The sequence below is a fragment of the Magnetococcus sp. PR-3 genome (assembly GCF_036689865.1).
Lineage (GTDB): Bacteria > Pseudomonadota > Magnetococcia > Magnetococcales > Magnetococcaceae > Magnetococcus.
The window spans coordinates 84,075-100,342 of the sequence record NZ_JBAHUQ010000013.1; the positions used below are offsets into that span (position 1 = coordinate 84,075).

Annotated in this window: 11 protein-coding genes; 3 read left to right on the forward strand and 8 right to left on the reverse strand. The window is 50.6% G+C overall.

What is annotated here, in order from left to right:
- Nucleotides 1-36 precede the first annotated feature (36 nt).
- The 4 genes from V5T57_RS09255 to V5T57_RS09270 all read right to left on the reverse strand — a co-directional run bounded on the left by V5T57_RS09255 (nt 37) and on the right by V5T57_RS09270 (nt 5,427).
- Entirely contained in the window at nt 37-1,602 is a 1,566-nt protein-coding gene (locus tag V5T57_RS09255) for an HD-GYP domain-containing protein (protein WP_332890915.1), read from the reverse strand.
- Nucleotides 1,603-1,831: 229 nt separating this feature from the next.
- Nucleotides 1,832-2,719, reverse strand: coding sequence for a CoB--CoM heterodisulfide reductase iron-sulfur subunit B family protein (locus tag V5T57_RS09260; RefSeq protein WP_332890916.1), 888 nt, complete (start codon nt 2,717-2,719; stop codon nt 1,832-1,834).
- Between the two features lie 15 nt (nt 2,720-2,734).
- Entirely contained in the window at nt 2,735-3,721 is a 987-nt protein-coding gene (locus tag V5T57_RS09265) for a succinate dehydrogenase/fumarate reductase iron-sulfur subunit (protein ID WP_332890917.1), read from the reverse strand.
- A gap of 17 nt (nt 3,722-3,738) precedes the next feature.
- A complete protein-coding gene (locus V5T57_RS09270) occupies nt 3,739-5,427 on the reverse strand; it encodes an FAD-dependent oxidoreductase (RefSeq protein WP_332890918.1) in 1,689 nt (562 codons plus the stop codon).
- Nucleotides 5,428-5,464: 37 nt separating this feature from the next.
- Between V5T57_RS09270 and V5T57_RS09275 the strand changes: the two genes are divergently transcribed.
- The 3 genes from V5T57_RS09275 (at nt 5,465) to lptE (ending at nt 9,704) form a co-directional block, all read left to right on the forward strand.
- The gene (locus V5T57_RS09275) at nt 5,465-5,671 is read left to right on the forward strand and encodes a hypothetical protein (protein WP_332890919.1); all 207 of its coding nucleotides are present in this window, start codon (nt 5,465-5,467) and stop codon (nt 5,669-5,671) included.
- A gap of 935 nt (nt 5,672-6,606) precedes the next feature.
- Complete coding sequence (gene leuS / locus V5T57_RS09280) at nt 6,607-9,186, forward strand: leucine--tRNA ligase (protein WP_332890920.1); 2,580 nt, start codon at nt 6,607-6,609, stop codon at nt 9,184-9,186.
- Nucleotides 9,187-9,188: 2 nt separating this feature from the next.
- A complete protein-coding gene (lptE, locus tag V5T57_RS09285) occupies nt 9,189-9,704 on the forward strand; it encodes an LPS assembly lipoprotein LptE (RefSeq protein WP_332890921.1) in 516 nt (171 codons plus the stop codon).
- Nucleotides 9,705-9,760: 56 nt separating this feature from the next.
- Here the strand turns inward: lptE and V5T57_RS09290 are convergent, their stop codons facing one another.
- From V5T57_RS09290 to gap, 4 genes are all read right to left on the reverse strand, one after another.
- Nucleotides 9,761-10,351: a hypothetical protein gene (locus tag V5T57_RS09290; protein WP_332890922.1), complete on the reverse strand. Its 591-nt coding sequence runs from the start codon at nt 10,349-10,351 to the stop codon at nt 9,761-9,763.
- 349 nt (nt 10,352-10,700) lie between these two features.
- Nucleotides 10,701-13,580: a CHASE3 domain-containing protein gene (locus V5T57_RS09295; protein ID WP_332890923.1), complete on the reverse strand. Its 2,880-nt coding sequence runs from the start codon at nt 13,578-13,580 to the stop codon at nt 10,701-10,703.
- Nucleotides 13,581-13,873: 293 nt separating this feature from the next.
- Entirely contained in the window at nt 13,874-14,401 is a 528-nt protein-coding gene (locus V5T57_RS09300) for an HPP family protein (RefSeq protein WP_332890924.1), read from the reverse strand.
- A 693-nt stretch (nt 14,402-15,094) separates the two neighbouring features.
- Entirely contained in the window at nt 15,095-16,093 is a 999-nt protein-coding gene (gene gap / locus V5T57_RS09305; RefSeq protein WP_332890925.1) for a type I glyceraldehyde-3-phosphate dehydrogenase, read from the reverse strand.
- Between the last annotated feature and the right edge of the window lie 175 nt (nt 16,094-16,268).

Below are 16,268 nucleotides of genomic sequence, written 5' to 3' on the forward strand. Positions count from 1 at the left end.
GAATAAGGAGCGTAAGTATGGCAGAGCCGGGGGATATTACGCAAACCCGGAGGTGAATTCAGCCAAAAGTTGATCATCTGGGCAGCGTAAATAGGGGCCTAGATCCAACTCAAACATCCCTACTTTCTTAAAGAGGTAGTTTTGGATCTTATCCAGACTCTGCCCTTTTTTCCCTTCAATTTTGGCTTTTAAATCCATGGGGGTGTCATCAATTTTTAAGATCATGGATTTAACTTTATGTGTCCCAACCTGCTCGATAAAGGCAATACGATAGTCAACGGGTTTCGGTTCAATACCCTCATACTTTGGATTTTCAGGGACCCCAGCTACCCGGCGGCTACGGAGTTCGTGTAAGGTAATACCTTTGTGTAGTTTGATTTTGTCTTCATCAAACCCCAGCCTTAGGACCTTTTTATGCAGCCCCAGTGTTTCCAGATCCTCTTCCGAGAACTTCCACTCATGGGAGGGCAGCTTAAAACGTCTCTTCAGATCGTCTTGTAACGCACGTGGGAATGAAAACAGTGGAAAATGGATCCCTTTTTCCAAAAGGTTTTTGGATTCTGGGCGTTGATGGTAGAGCTGGTAGAAGCCCTCTTTAAACAGGGTCGGATCAAACTTACCCTGCTTCATCATATCCACCATGATCATAAGAATTTCGATCTCAAATTTACCCGCTTTATGGTAGGCACGTGGTTCCCCCAGTGCTGTCCATACATCACTGATGGCCAAATAGTTTCCTATGCGCCAAGCGGTTTCACGATCCTGACCCTTAAGGTCAACTTGTACCAGATCAGAGTCGGTGGTTAAAATGCCATAACCCCCTTTAAGAACGAAAGTTTCATGGTGGCTACCCGCAGCAAATGCATAGGGTTTACTGATGATGCCATCTTCGGCCAAGAACTCGGCCCCTAACGCGGCATGGCGTTTCATATGGGTGAACTCAGCATTGGTCAGACGGCCATTTTTATCCAAGATAGAGAGGGGAATAAACATTTTCCCCATATCATGAACAAAGCCTGCCAGACCAATCTGTTGAATCAAGCTATCGGACTCACCTTGGCAACGGGCAATGGCCATACCTCTTAAGCCTGTTTCAATACTATGATTTCCCGTGCTTTCGTGGTGCCCACGTAGATGTTTGATCCCCTCAATGGTGGTGACATCCAGTACCTTGAGGATTTGGTTGACCATGCCATCCATATCCCCCAATAGATCATTAATGAAGGTAAAGGCATCGCGTTTTTTTAATGCTTTAATGGCATCAAATACCGCATCTGGTTCTTGGATATCGCTCTCTAGGCTTTTCAGCTGCTCCTCCACCATGGATGCACACATTTCATGGGTGTTTTTCATGATTGTGTTGGTGTTGCGCATGGTGTTGGAGAGGGTTTGCTGTTGCGGGCTCCAGGCTTGTATTTTCTCAATACCCTCATCTTGGCATAAACGGCGGATCAAGGCGGTATTGATGGGCGTACCTGCGGGCACAAAATGTTGATCTTCCCCTTCACGAAAAACCCCTTCTTTAAGCACCATGCCGAGAAGTTGGCTCTCAACCCCCTCTTGGGTTAAGTCGTAGGTATCGTCCACGGTATCTTGAGACATGGTTCCGTCCTGAAGGGTAAGGAGCAAAAAAACAAAACAATATTGTGCACGGTTGTGAGAAAAAAAGAGATAAAAAAGTGCTCTTAGAATCAATCATGGTGTTTAGTTGCCGCTTCCTGCAAAAAAGTTACAGGGTCGTTCGTTAACCATCTCCCATAAAAAAGGCCAGCCTCCTGTTGGAGACCGGCCTTTTCACACACACACTTTTACACCATCTACAGCTCAGAGCTTACAGCACACCTCGGGCGGTAAGCTGAGGGCGAGGGCTGATGTGTAGGCGGTTGATGCCCAACTTCTTCTCATCAATCCCCATGGCGCAACCCAACAGCTGAGCAAAATTCATCTCAGGCAGTCCCACTTTTTTGCCTGTAGATTTCTCAGCAATACCTTGGTAGGAACCCATGGCCATGTCACAGAGTGTGCAAGGGGTGATCATAACATCGGCGCCGGCATCTTTAGCCGAACCGGTGTTTTTAACCACCATTTGACGCATCTCTTGGGCATCGGAAAGCATGACATGGAAGCCGCAGCATTTGTCATGACCATCGTAGCTCACGGGGTTACCCCCCATCAGTTCGATCAGGGTATCCAGATGTTTGGCCTTCTCACCTGCATCTGCTTCGAAGATCTCTTCAGGGCGCAGAGTGTGGCAGCCATAGAAGGGGGCAACGCGCAGACCGTTGAGCGGCTTAGTGATCTTGCTCTTAAGCAGATCCGTTTCCACCTCATCAACCATAACCCAAGCCAAATGCTTAACCTTAATGGTCCCTTTGTAGGGGGCCACACCGGATTTTTTCAACACTTCGTTGACGTCATCGAGCAGGTCATCATCATTTTTCAGGCGGTTATTGGCCTGGCTGAGTGTCTGCAAACAGGTGTTGCAGATGGTGGCAATGTCCATACCCATCTCTTCGGCTTGCGAAAAGATACGGGCGGCGACGGCCAGAGCGAATGCAGGCTTGGTTTCACGCAAGCTTACCGCGCCACAACAGCTGGCTTTGTTCATACGGTGCAGCTTGATGCCCAGTTCGTCACAGACAGCTTCAGCGGCCCAATCGGCCTCTTTTTGAGTCTGTTGAGCAGCGCAGCCGGTATAGTAAGCGAAATTCATCGTCATTAGGATTTCCTCCGATCACTCAGGAACGGCATTTTCAGCTTTGGTTTCCACATCAAGCGGGTTTTTCTCCAGCTCGTTGTAGATCGCCTGCACCTCATCAAGATTCTCGATCTTGTGGGGGAAGGGCGAAGGAATTTTACCCTTCTTGGCCAGGTGCAGGGCAGCACCCATTTCACCCAAGGCTCCGACCACACCCAAGGTGCGGTTAAGGATTAATGCCTCGTTCAGGCTGCCGCTGGAGGTGATGTCACCATGGAAGGCCTGAGCATGCTTGGCACCATAGTTGTCCATGTTACCAGCATCCATGGCGCGGGTACGTAGCTTAACGATCGCCTCCATGGGTTTTACATCCTTGGGGCAAACGGCGACACACATGGTGCAGCGTGCACAGGACCAGATGCCGTGATCGTTGGAAAGCACCTTGAGACGGTCACTCTTTTTGCCTTCACGGGGATCAGAAATAAAGCGGAAGGCTTTGGCCAGAGCTGCGGGACCGACAAACTCATCGGAAACCTCAGCCATGGTGCAGTCAGAGTAGCAGCAGGCGCACATGATACACTGGGTAACATGGTTGACCTGATCAAAGGCGGTATCATCCACCTCTTCAGCGCTCTCACTACCTTCTTGTAAGAAAGGCTTGATCTGGTGAACTTTACTGAAGAACTTGGTGATATCAACCGCCAGATCCTTGATCACAGGCGAGTTCTGCTGAGCTGTGATCTGAACAGTGTTGTTCTCATCCACCACTTCACCAATCTGGGTTTTACAAGCCAGACGGGTTTTGCCACCAATTCGCATGGCACAAGAGCCACAGATGGCGGAACGGCAGGACTGACGGAAGGTCAGTGAGCCGTCTTGGTTGCCTTTAACATCTTCCAACAGGTTGAGTACGGGGGTCAGGGGTGTTGCCTTGACCTGAAACTCGTCCCACTTGGTATCCATCGTGCCGTCATCACGGCGCGTATTGCGTTGAATGCGCAGGGTATAAACCTGATCGCTCATGAGCTACCTCCTTGGGATCAGTAAGACCGCACCGCGGGCTTATAGGCATCTTTGCCCACCGTACGTACCGCTTCATAAGAGAAGGCGGTGGTCTGGGCATCGTTATCCCACTTGGTGATGGTGTGCTTACGCCAGTTCTCATCATCCCGATCTGGGAAGTCAACACGAGAGTGGGCACCACGGGACTCGGTACGGTTCATGGCACCGGCGATGATGGTCTCAGCCAGATCCACCAGGTTCTGCATTTCCAGAGCCCGCAGCAGATCGACGTTAAAGACCTTGGACTTATCATCCAGGTGCATGGTGGTCAGATCCTGACGCAGGGTTGGGATCAGATCCGATGCCTTCTGGATATTGTCAGGATGACGGAACACGCTGACATAGGAGTTCATAGCCTCACCCAGGCGTTCACGGATGGAGGCTGGGCGTACACCCTTGTCTGGACGATCCATCAATTCAGAAATCTGGTCTTTCACGCCCTGAACTTCGCTCTCTGGCAGAGTAGGCATATCCATGCCACCCAGCTTATCGCCCAGTTCACGACCGGCGATATAACCAAAGACAATGGTATCCAGCAGAGAGTTACCACCCAGACGGTTGGCACCGTGTACAGAGACACAGGCCGACTCACCAGCAGCCCACAGGCCGGGCAGAATGGTGGCACCATATTTATCGGTACGGATACCCCCCATGGAGTAGTGGGCGGTGGGTCGTACAGGGATGGGTGTGTAGACAGGGTCCACACCTTCAAGGTCACGGGCCAACTGGCGAACCTGAGGTAGGCGCTCGTTGATCTTTTTGGCACCCAGGTGACGAAGATCCAGGAAGATGGCGCCATCACGGCCACGACCTTCAAGAATTTCTGTCTGCTCAGCACGGGCCACCACATCGCGGGAGGCCAGCTCCAGCTTGTTGGGGGCGTACTTGGTCATAAAGCGGTCACCCTCATCATTGATCAGGTAACCACCTTCACCACGGGCACCCTCAGTGACCAGGATACCGGAGTAGCGCAGGCCAGTGGGGTGGAACTGCACAAATTCCATATCCGCCAATGTTGCCCCGGCGCGGTACGCCAAAGCCATACCGTCACCGGTACTGGCGGTTGCATTGGTGCTGGTTAGGAATACACGGCCATAACCACCGGTGCAAAGCAGGGTGACTTTAGCCTGAATGCCAAACACTTCGCCTTTTTTGATGTCGTAAGCAACAACACCGGCGACTTGCCCATCCACTTCAGAGATCTTTAAGATCTGGCACTCTTCATAGACCTGAACACCGGCCTTAACCAGCTGTTCCCACAGGGTGTGCAGCAGCACTTGCCCCGTACGGTCTGCGGCGTAGCAGGTACGGTCAAAGCTGGCAGCACCAAAGGGGCGCTGAGCGATTAGACCATCTTCCAAACGAGAGAAAGGGGTACCCATGCGGTCCATCTCAAGTACCGCGTTACCCGCTTCCTTGCACATCAGTTCGATGGCATCTTCATCGCCGATGAAGTCGGAACCTTTAACGGTATCGTAAGCGTGGGATTCCCAGGAATCTTTGGGGTTGATGGCGGCGTTGATGCCCCCTTGGGCAGCACAAGAGTGGCTGCGTAGTGGGTGCACCTTGGAGATAACAGCAACGTTAACTCCAGCTTTAACCGCTTCAACAGCGGCCCGCATGCCTGCCAATCCCGCACCGACGATAATCAGGTCGTGGCTGTACATAACACCTCCGGTTCACATCTCCCCATGGTGTTGGTCCGTGGGGTCGAGCAGCAAGATCCGCCAGGATGTCGGTGTGGCGGATGGAAAACGCCGGGATACCTCTTCATTAAAAGAGAACAGCCGCGGCGGAAAAGAGCTTGATTTTGGCCCGAGTTGGGCGCTACGCCAAATTCAAAAAACCAATGGGCCGGATCACTGGCCGCAATATCCTCTATTCAGGGATGTAGGGTTTTTTGTGCTTTGAATATGATTAAAACATCTTGGCGCTGTAGTATCGGATTTCACTTGTACAACGTGTCCACGCAGTGTGCGCCTGTTGGCGTAAGATAGCAACCATTTCTTATCGGATGATTTAAAAAAAGTGATTAAAGCTCAATATCTTATAAATATCTAGAAATGAGGGGTATTCCCGGAATTATTTATCAGGTTATCAGCAAATCTTGTAACATCCGTAAATTTCAGGAGATGTTCCATATATTGCCATGCATACATAAAAATAAATTATACATGCTAAGCTCAGTTTGTTTTGAGCCTGTGGAAGTTTATGTGCCGAGAAGGTCGGGCGCATGAGCTAAACACCCTCTGTTTTGTAATATTGATGTAAGTTAGTGGTGGTTGCCATTGATGGGGATCAAGGGGGGGTGAAATGGATGTCAATAAATGGTTGTTTGAGGTTGAATCGTGTTCCAAGGGGGGCGGCATGGGGTAGAGGGCATGCTTTTTTTGATCGGAAAGCACGGTGGTGGTATGGGCTCGCTTAGTGTCCGTAAGGAGGGGGGATCGGCCCTTTATACGCATGGTACAGCGCTTGAGCACAGAGCCTTTGCACTTTTAACATGGGATGGAACCAGCTGATCGGTAGATAAGGGGGGTGAGATCCATGGCGGGTTGATCAGGCTATCTCAGACAGTGTTTCTACACGATGAATAGGTTTATCGTCTGCGGTTGGTTGGTGTGCCCGCTCTCTAGCTCAGATGCACCATGGATGGGTCATTCACCCCTCTTACGCTTTTGCCCTTCAAGGCAAGTGTGTAGAAGCTCTACTTCCCTGGTGGGAAAATTGCCGCATACGCAGATCTGTGGTACAAATAACGGTTTGCGCCCATCATTGGGTTTACGGGGTGGTTTATGGCCACCTTATCCAGCAGATTCACCGTTCAGACGAGAAGTTGGCGATCCATGGACCAAAAGTACAATCCCCAGGCGATAGAATCCAAATGGCAAAAGATCTGGGAAGAAGAGAAGACCTTCGCCACCCCGGAAACTCTCGGGGATAAAGAGACCTTCTACCTATTGGTGATGTTCCCTTACCCATCGGGTCGTATCCATATGGGTCATGTGCGTAACTATGCCATTGGGGATCTGATCGCCCGTTACCAACGCATGCTGGGTAAGGATGTTTTACACCCTATGGGTTGGGATGCCTTTGGTATGCCGGCTGAAAATGCCGCCGCTCAGCGTAATGTTCATCCGGGTGATTGGACCTATGAGAACATTGCCGCCATGCGCAGCGAGCTGAAAAGCATGGGGCTCTCCTACGACTGGGATCGGGAATTTGCCACCTGTGATGGGGATTATGCCCATGCTGAGCAATCTCTGTTTTTGCGCTTGCATGATAAAGGCTTGGTTTACCGTAAAAACTCTTTTGTAAACTGGGACCCGGTAGACCACACCGTATTGGCCAATGAGCAGGTTATTGATGGCTGCGGGTGGCGTAGTGGTGCCCCGGTGGAGCGACGTGAACTGAACCAATGGTTCTTCCGCATTACCGATTATGCCGATGAGCTGCTGGACAATTTGGATAAAATGGATGGCTGGCCCGAGACCGTACGGACCATGCAGGCCAACTGGATTGGTAAAAGCCACGGGGTGGAGTTTGCTTTTGAGCTGGAAGGGTATGAAGGCACATTGCCTGTCTATACCACCCGCCCAGATACCTTAATGGGGGTAACCTTCTGTTCGGTTGCGTCGGAACATCCCATTGCGGCCGCGGTGGCACAGAACAACCCAGAAGCAGCCGCCTTTATTAAAGAGTGTCAGGGCGCCGGGACTTCTGAAGAAGCGTTGGAAAAGCTGGAGAAGAAAGGCTTTGATACCGGCATTAAGGCCATCCACCCCATCACAGGGGCGCGGGTGCCCATCTATATCGCCAATTTTGTGTTGATGAGTTATGGCACCGGTGCCGTTATGGCGGTTCCTGCTCATGACCAGCGGGATTTTGAGTTTGCCAAAAAGCATGAGATTGATATTCAGGTCGTGATCCAGCCTGAAGGTGAAACGCTGCAGGCCGATGCCCTAACCGAGGCCTATACCGGGCCCGGTGAATTGGTGAACTCGGGTGAGTTCAGTGGTTTGGATAATGAGGCAGCCAAGCAGACCATTGCTGAATATTTTGAAGCCAAAGGTATGGGCAAAGGTACTGTGAACTATCGCCTGCGGGATTGGGGCATCAGTCGTCAGCGCTACTGGGGTAACCCTATCCCCATGGTGCACTGTAACAGCTGTGGGGTGGTACCTATTCCTGAAGATCAACTTCCGGTGGCCTTGCCCAAAGAGGTGGATTTCAGCGCGCCTGGTAACCCCCTGGAACGGCACCCTACCTGGAAGCATTGCGACTGCCCCAAGTGTGGTCAGCCCGCCCGCCGTGAGACCGATACCATGGACACCTTTATGGAGTCCTCCTGGTACTTCCTGCGCTACTGCTGTCCAGATCTGGGGGGGGTGCCGCTGGATAAAGCCCGCACCAACCGCTGGATGCCCGTGGATCAATATGTAGGGGGTATTGAACATGCGGTCCTGCATCTGCTTTATGCACGTTTTTTCCATAAAGCGCTTCGGGATGTGGGCGAGGTGGATTGTGATGAGCCATTTGCCCGCCTATTGACCCAGGGTATGGTACGTAAAGATACCCACAAGTGTGCTGAGCATGGGTGGCGTTATCCCAAAGAGGTGGTGGAAAAAGAGGGTGGGCTACACTGTATAGCGTGTGATGCTGCCATTGAGGTTGGACGGAATGAAAAAATGTCTAAGTCCAAACACAATGTGGTGGATCCCAATGATCTGATTGCAGGGTATGGGGCGGATACCGCCCGTCTGTTTATGTTGTTTGCAGCGCCTGCAGATCGTGATCTGGAGTGGAATGATAGTGGTGTGGATGGCGCTTGGCGCTTTTTAGGCCGGGCTTGGCGTTTGGCTCTTTCCGCCATGGATCGCTGTGGAGATACCAAAGCCTGTACCACGACACCTGATGATAAAAAGCTTAAAGCATTCCGTACCCAGTTGCACAACACCATTGTTAAGGTCACCGATGACTTTAACCGACAGAGCTTCAATACCGCGATTGCCGCGGTGATGGAGATGAGCAATGGCGCCATGGCAACCTTTAAAGGGGAGGGCCCCTTGGAAGGGGAGGCCGCGGCTCTGTTGCGGGAAACCGCAGAGGTCATGGTTAAGTTACTCCACCCCTACGTTCCCCACATGACTGAAGAGTTGTGGCAACGCATGGGTGGGCAAGGTGCACTCTGCCAGGCCCCATGGCCATTGGCCGATGAAGCCGCCTTGGTAAAAGAGAGCATCCTGATCATTGTGCAGGTTAATGGAAAACTGCGGGCCAAGCTGGATGTTCCTGTCGATATGGATAAAGAGGGTATTGAAAAGCTGGCTCTAGCTGATGAACATGTTAAAGTGTATACGGAGGGCAAGACCATTCGTAAGGTGGTTGTGGTGCCCGGTCGACTGGTCAACATTGTGGCGAACTAAGCATGAACTCTACTTTACGTACTCTTCTGGTCCTCTCCACCCTGCTGTTGGGCGCCTGTATGGGCTACCGTTTTCCAGGGGCTACGGCTCCGGCTGGTGAGGGGTTGCCCCCTGTCCTGGTGCAAGTTAAGGGGCAAGGCACAAAATCTCATCCACGCTTGGCGCGTTTGTTACAGGAGCGTCTCCAGCTACGTCTGGGTGGTGCCCCTAATCGCCATGCCGAAGATCTTGCGGTTTTGGTGGTTGAAATGAGCCCTACTGAGCGGGTGTTACGACTGCAAGAGCAGTCGGGCCGGTCCGATCACTACCGGATTTCAGTCAGTGCCCAGCCGATGTGGAAAATTGATGGTAAGCGGGCTGAGCCAAAGCTACCTCGGGTTGAGGCGCGGGCCAACTACTACGAAATGCAAGCGGCCACGACCAACCAAGCGGCTTCTGATCTGGCCCGTGAGGAGGCTGTCAAACAGTTGGTGGACTCTTTAGCCAACGTTTTGTATGAGACGCCCCGGTTACCTTAACAGCCGTGAAAACAGCATCTATTTTAAAGGCCTCTATGATTTTATAGAGGCCTTTTTTAGTGGCGCTGATAGGCCTGTAGCGCACTTTGGGTCGCCTGTTTGTGCGCAGAGATGTAGTAGGGTTCACCTTGGGCAAAAGCCTGTTGTTGGGCAGGGTCCTGTAAGGCCTGAACCGTATCTTGATACTCTTGCAGGAACCAGGAGGGGACATCCTGCGTATTCATAACCAACTGATGGCGATTGAGGGAGAGGCTATAATCCCTGGGGTTGCCTTGTTCGGTCATGGCTTGAAAACCCTCATTAAACGTGTTCGCGGCTTCCAGCAAAGTTTGCTCGGTTACCTCCAGCCCCTGTTTGGCCCAATCGGCCCGTTGAGCTTCCCCCCCCAGCGCCAGCAAGCCTAGCCCCAACTGCCCATCTTTACCGCCCAACAGTTGAGGGGTGGTGCTGATTGATGCTTGATGAATACGGGCCAGGGCCTGTTGGAACGGTTCAGTACCCGTTGATGCGGGGGCTTGGGGTGTGGACTGGCTGCTGGATGTGGCTCGGGCCTGTTCTGCATAGGTGGATGAGCTGCCCGTGGGGACATTTTTACCTATGGTCTGCTGTGTGGCGGCATAATAGGCCGTCTGAGATTGGATTTGCATGTCTAACCTCTTGAAAAATTAAGGTTGCTCTTATGCTGTATGGATAAAAAAGCAAGGGCTGAACCATAATTTTAAAAAGATGCAATTGGTTGGATTTGGTCATCATGGTTTAACAACGTGGGCATGGTGGTCTTGGGGGCCTGGCGGCACCATGCCATTGTATGGGGGGCTTTTAGGTGAATATTGCCGCTTGTACGGCTCAGCACCTCAGGATCTTTAATGTGGGGCAGGGGGGCACCGGTTAAGGATAATAACTGGTCAGGGTAGCTGTCAGGGTGTGATCCTTCACGACAGGTCATGTATCCCCATCATGAAGGATCACTGCGCTTTGTGTGATCGTGTGCGGTCTTTACGTGTAATGCATGGTCTCCACATAGAGTACGTCAAGGTGAGCAAACATTTTTTCACGTAAGTGGTTGAACTGCTCAAAGGCAGCCTGAGCTTCAGTGGACTGTTTCTTTTCCGCCAACTCCACCAGATCTTTAATGGTCTCATGCAGTTGGCGGTGGGTGGCGACAAGTTCAGAAAACACCGGGTGTGTTTGTAAGGTCTGGCCTTCATTCATACACCACTGCCCAAACGCACAGGCTTCGGCAGAAGAGATCTCATCTGCACTCAAGGTTAACTGACCGCGTACCACCAACATCATTTTCTCAACCCAGGCCAGATGCATCTGCTTAACATCTCGGATTTTAAAGGATGATTGACCGATGTTGAAATCCTGTTCCGCTTGACGCAGGTTGGCACTGGTCTCTTTGGTGATGTCGACCAACATGCCGCTGCTGGTGACAATGCCATCCAGTTGTGTGGATGAGTCCATTAAGGTTTGCATGGTTTGATGCACCATAGAGGAGGATTGCACCACCAGGGCGCCGGTCTCTTTGGTTTTAAGCAGTTGTTCCCGTACAGATGCACTTTCATGGGCCACCATTTGAGCACCCGCAGAAACCTGAGAAGCTGATTGGGCAATCTCTTGGGTTCCTGTCGCCGCTTCTGTGGCTGCACGTGCAACCTCTTGTGCCGCGAGGGAGAGTTCACTGGCATTACGTGTGACCTCTTCGTTGGCATCCGATACTTGAGTAATGGCCGTTGAGATATCGGTGACACCAGCGGATTGATCATCCATGGCTTGTAAAATATTCTGGTTAATCTCGCGGAGTTTTTGAATGGAATCGCCGACCTCTTGGGTTGCCAGGGCGGCTTCTTCCGAGCGGGTGGTGATATCGCTGATCTTTTCATCAATCAACTTGGTGGCATTGCTGGTTTGGCTGGCCAGCTCTTTAACTTCATTGGCAACCACCGCAAAACCAGCGCCAGCTTCCCCCGCACCTGCGGCTTCAATAGAGGCATTAAGGGCCAACATATTGGTTTGATCGGCAATGTTTTTGATCATATTCACCACATTACCGATCTCTGAGGTCGAAGCTGCCAGTTCGTTCATGACCGTAATGGTGGTTTGTGCATTGGTGTTGGCCTCATTGGAGGTATCATCTGCCTGACCCACTTGGGTCTGTACATCGGTGGAGAGTCGGGTCATCTCATCCACCGCAGCAACCACCATATTCATCGAGTTGTTAACGTTGCTAAGGTTGCTATTGACCTGCTCAATATTGCTGGTCATCTCTTCTGCAGCTGAAGCCATGGTACCGACATTCTGGCTGGCTTGTTCAGAGGCCGCTGCAATAGCGTTCACATTATTGGCCAGCTCAGAAGCCACCGAATCCAAGTTACCCACACTCTCTTCTTGAGTTTCCAGCATGCGGTTCAGGTTGGCGATTTCCCGATCAATTTTGTCGTTCTCCGTCACCACATCTTTGGACTTATCATAGTTTTCCTGAGAACTTTTAAGCATGGTTTTATTGAGAACAGACTGTTCATCCACAATGGCATTTAGGGTGCGGGCTTGCAGGGCGATACTGCGAATATTGGTCTCCAGGTTACCCCGCATACCATTAAGGTGTTTGGTTAACCGACCCAGTTCATCTTTCTGTTTAACCTGAATGTGGGCATCCAGGTTGCCTTTAGAGAGGGTGCGGGAGAAGTTGATGATTTTATCGACGGTCTGCAGAATATTACGGCTAATCAACCAGCCGATCAGAGTTCCGATCATAAGCGCAAACAGAGTAACGGCCCACAGTGTGGTATGGGTATTATCCACCGTAGCGGCGCTTTGTTGTTTGCGCGCCGCCATAAGGTTCCGTTCTTCTTTGGAGAAGTCAGCCATGAGTTGACGAAAGGCATCAAAGTACTGCTTTCCGCGCGCTTCGCCGACCAAATCTGCCATGTCATCCATGGTTTTGGCATGACCAATTTTACGACGTAACGCTATGGTGGGCTCGGTGACCTGTTTAATCCATGTACGGATGGTTGCTTGTGCTTGATTAAGCAGTTTAACTTGATCATCATTATCGCTAACAGTCAGCTTTAACTCCGTGACCATACTAAAGAAGGTTTTTTTACCATCGAGATAAGGGGTCAAAAAAGCTTCATCTCCAGCCAGTAAAAAGCCACGCATGCCGGTTTCCATATCCACCGCAGCGGCAAGTATTCTCACCGCCTGGGTAATGACTTGGTTGGTATGGTTAACCCACTGCTCATTGTTTTGCATAATCTCCAGTAAGCCTTCATCGGTCTCACCGTTGACCGCCATTGCAATCAGTTCATCAAAGATCTCATTAAACTCTTTACGGCGGATGGTCAGCTGCTCGGTCTCATTGGCAATAAACTGGTTGATTTGTGCTCGGAATTTATCAAAAAAAATGCGACCTTGCGCTTTGCCCACCAGCTTCGCCATATCGTTCATGGTTTTGGCATCACCAATCGTACGGCGTAGGGTGATGGTGGGCTCTGTTACATCTGCTTGCCAAGCTTTGAGCGTCGTAATGACTTTCTCCAGTCGCTTGACCTGTTGGGGATTATCACTGACGGTTTGTTGTAACGCTTTTAGGCTGGTATAGGTTTTAGTTTCCCCCTGGTTATAGGGGGTCAGAAAATCCTCTTTTCCCGCCAATAAATAGCCCCGCATTCCTGTTTCCATATCCACAGCTGAACTCACGATGCTGGCCGATTGGGCTAAGACATTATGGGTGTGTTCAACCCGTTCATGGGTGTGTTCAATGGTTGAAATGCTATTGATAACGATCAGGCTAATGATCACCAGTAGTGACAGCGGAATGCCGATTCCAATAAGGATTTTTATGCGTAAGGGAAGTGAAGCGAGTGCCTGCATGTCCTAATCTCCGGCATTAATTGAGGGGAAAGGAGTAACTAACACCTAGGTATTAATTTACGTTATCAAATGCTGAAGGGGGTTTCCTTAACAAAAAGACATGAATGTAAAATTTGTAACGCCTTGACTGAGATTCTGCTACATAAAGAATACTACAAAAAATAAAAGCTCTATAATGTGAGATGTGTTGTGTAAGAGCTGGTTTTTGCAAAAATGTTCGCTTAGTGATTGTTTAGGATTATCAGCCTAAAGCATAAGAGCGAGGCTTAATACAGTCGTTAATTTGGCTGCTTTTATACTTGGGGATATGTTCGTCCGGGGGCCAGACGATTCACGAGTAAGGCAACGATAAGTAGGCAGATAGCCCCACTTAGAGCTGGGATAAGGGCATACCAAAAGCCCAGTTGGTGAATGCTTTCAGACCCGATAACAGCAATAAGGGCAGTGGCACCACCAGGGGGGTGTAGGGTGCGGGTAATTTGCATGGCAACAATGGCTAAGGAGACCGCTAAGGCAGCGGCCAACCAGACGATCCCACCAAAAAGTTGAAATACTGCAACACCCACCAGGGCGGAGACCAAATGACCACCCAACAGATTACGGGGTTGTGCTAACGGTGAGCCAATGGCGCCATAGATCAAAACGGCAGAAGCCCCAAAAGAGCCGATGACAAAAATAAGATCTTGTTGGGTAAACAGATCATAGTGGAGCCAGGCGACCAAGCCGATCCCAAGGAAGCTACCCAGCCAAGACCAAAAAAGGTCACGGATATTGGCGGCAGGAATGGCAGGCGCAATAAGTTGGCGGAGCAGCGTGCTCATGAGGTCACCTGTTGGGTCGGGACAGCACTGTTTTTGATTCCGGTAAGCCATAGCCGAGATTTTCAGCTTTGTGATGAGCTGCTGATTAATGTGGCGGAATGGCGGAAAAACAGGCGGAAGATGATTAAAACCTATGCATCTACCATAATAAGGAATTCCTAAAATGGCCAGTTGAAAATGGTTTGCGATTAGAGGGAGTAGGTGCTGAGAGGTCTGTTAAGAAGGGGAGGATAAGCTGCCTTGCGCTTGACGCTTGATGATCGAGCGAAAATTCAGGGTGTTAATGATTAGATCTGTAAGTGTTCTCAACTTTTTCAACGGTTGGCTGTGTCAGATGCCGACACATGGCTTTTTCACGCTTTATTTGACTTGGGTTTGGTTGAGCCAAGAGGTGGCGGCAGGGTCTGGTGAAAAAACCTAAAACAAGAGCTTTGAACCCTAAAGCGCAAGCGGGCATAGGGTTTTGAGTCTGTAGCCTACAGAACCAAGATCAACGCTGACATAGGATCATCGGTTGAGGTCGGGAAGAGGGCCTTGAAGGGGGTAAGAATAGGGTGAAGCTCAAGATCAAAAGAAAGATATTATGCCTATAGGTTTTATACGGATAGCCCAGCATATTCAACATATAGGTATAAAAAAGCCCCGGTCAGAACCGGGGCTTTTTTTAATCAAGCTCTTTGTTGCTAGCTCTACTTAGGACTTGGCTTCCATGTGTAGAATAAGATCCAACACACGGTTGGAGTAACCCCACTCATTGTCATACCAAGTCATGACTTTAACCTGCTTGCCGTTCACACGGGTGCAGTCACCATCCACGATCGAGGAACGAGGGTCCCCCTGCATATCAATAGAGACCAACGGGGTATCAAAGTAACCCAGGAAGCGTGTTGTCGCTGCCTTTAAGGCTGCATTAACCTCTTCAGCAGTGGTCTCAGTACGGACCTCCATCACGGCATCAACCAGAGAGACGTTAGGGGTCGGTACACGCACCGCTAAGCCGTCAAATTTGCCCTTCATGTTTGGCATAACCAGGCCAATGGCTGCTGCGGCACCGGTTTTGGTTGGGATCATGGAGAGTGCCGCTGCACGGGCCCGGCGTAGGTCACTGTGGGGCATGTCCAGCAGGGCTTGGTCATTGGTGTAGGCGTGAATTGTGGTCATTAAACCACGCTCAATACCAAACTTGTCATCAATGATCTTCGCCATGGGGGCCAAGCAGTTAGTGGTGCAGGAGGCGTTGGAAACAATATCGTCAGAGGCTGGGTTGTAGTCACCCTCATTAACGCCCATCACAAAGGTAGGAATATCGCCACCCGCAGGGGCAGAGATAATGACCTTTTTCGCGCCACCTTTAATATGGGCGCCAGCCGTTTCACGCTTGCGGAACAGACCTGTAGACTCCACAACATAGTCAACGTTCAGCTCACCCCAAGGCAGGTTGCCTGGGTCACGCTCTTCAAAAACAGCAATCTCTTGGCCATCAACGACAACGCCTTTGTCATTGGCTTCAACGTCCGCATTGAGCACCCCCATGACAGAGTCATATTTCAGCAGGTGTGCCAAAGATGGCTTAGGGGTCAGATCATTCAGGGCAACAATTTCAATATCTTTGAATGCGGGGTCCTGGCGCTGGGCGCGAAAGATGCTTCTACCAATGCGGCCGAAACCGTTGATGCCGATACGGATGGTCATGTGCCTCTCCTGATTGCAAGTCTATTTTCATTTTAATGGGCAATGGCGCATTGCCCAGGATGGGTGCGGTTCGGTTTATCTTCATCTCAAAATATAGCTAAATGAATATGTACACCGTTATGGCCTCTGGTGTCGATGGTTGCTGAAACACAAGCTACCGCCCGGTTTTAATGCC

Excerpts from the sequence above, each read along its gene's own strand:
- V5T57_RS09295 (WP_332890923.1), bottom strand. The coding sequence starts at position 13,580 with ATGCAGGCACTCGCTTCACTTCCCTTACGCATAAAAATCCTTATTGGA.
- V5T57_RS09290 (WP_332890922.1), bottom strand. The coding sequence starts at position 10,351 with ATGCAAATCCAATCTCAGACGGCCTATTATGCCGCCACACAGCAGACC.
- V5T57_RS09255 (WP_332890915.1), bottom strand. The coding sequence starts at position 1,602 with ATGTCTCAAGATACCGTGGACGATACCTACGACTTAACCCAAGAGGGG.
- V5T57_RS09300 (WP_332890924.1), bottom strand. The coding sequence starts at position 14,401 with ATGAGCACGCTGCTCCGCCAACTTATTGCGCCTGCCATTCCTGCCGCC.
- gap (WP_332890925.1), bottom strand. The coding sequence starts at position 16,093 with ATGACCATCCGTATCGGCATCAACGGTTTCGGCCGCATTGGTAGAAGC.
- leuS (WP_332890920.1), top strand. The coding sequence starts at position 6,607 with ATGGACCAAAAGTACAATCCCCAGGCGATAGAATCCAAATGGCAAAAG.
- V5T57_RS09260 (WP_332890916.1), bottom strand. The coding sequence starts at position 2,719 with ATGACGATGAATTTCGCTTACTATACCGGCTGCGCTGCTCAACAGACT.
- V5T57_RS09270 (WP_332890918.1), bottom strand. The coding sequence starts at position 5,427 with ATGTACAGCCACGACCTGATTATCGTCGGTGCGGGATTGGCAGGCATG.
- V5T57_RS09265 (WP_332890917.1), bottom strand. The coding sequence starts at position 3,721 with ATGAGCGATCAGGTTTATACCCTGCGCATTCAACGCAATACGCGCCGT.
- lptE (WP_332890921.1), top strand. The coding sequence starts at position 9,189 with ATGAACTCTACTTTACGTACTCTTCTGGTCCTCTCCACCCTGCTGTTG.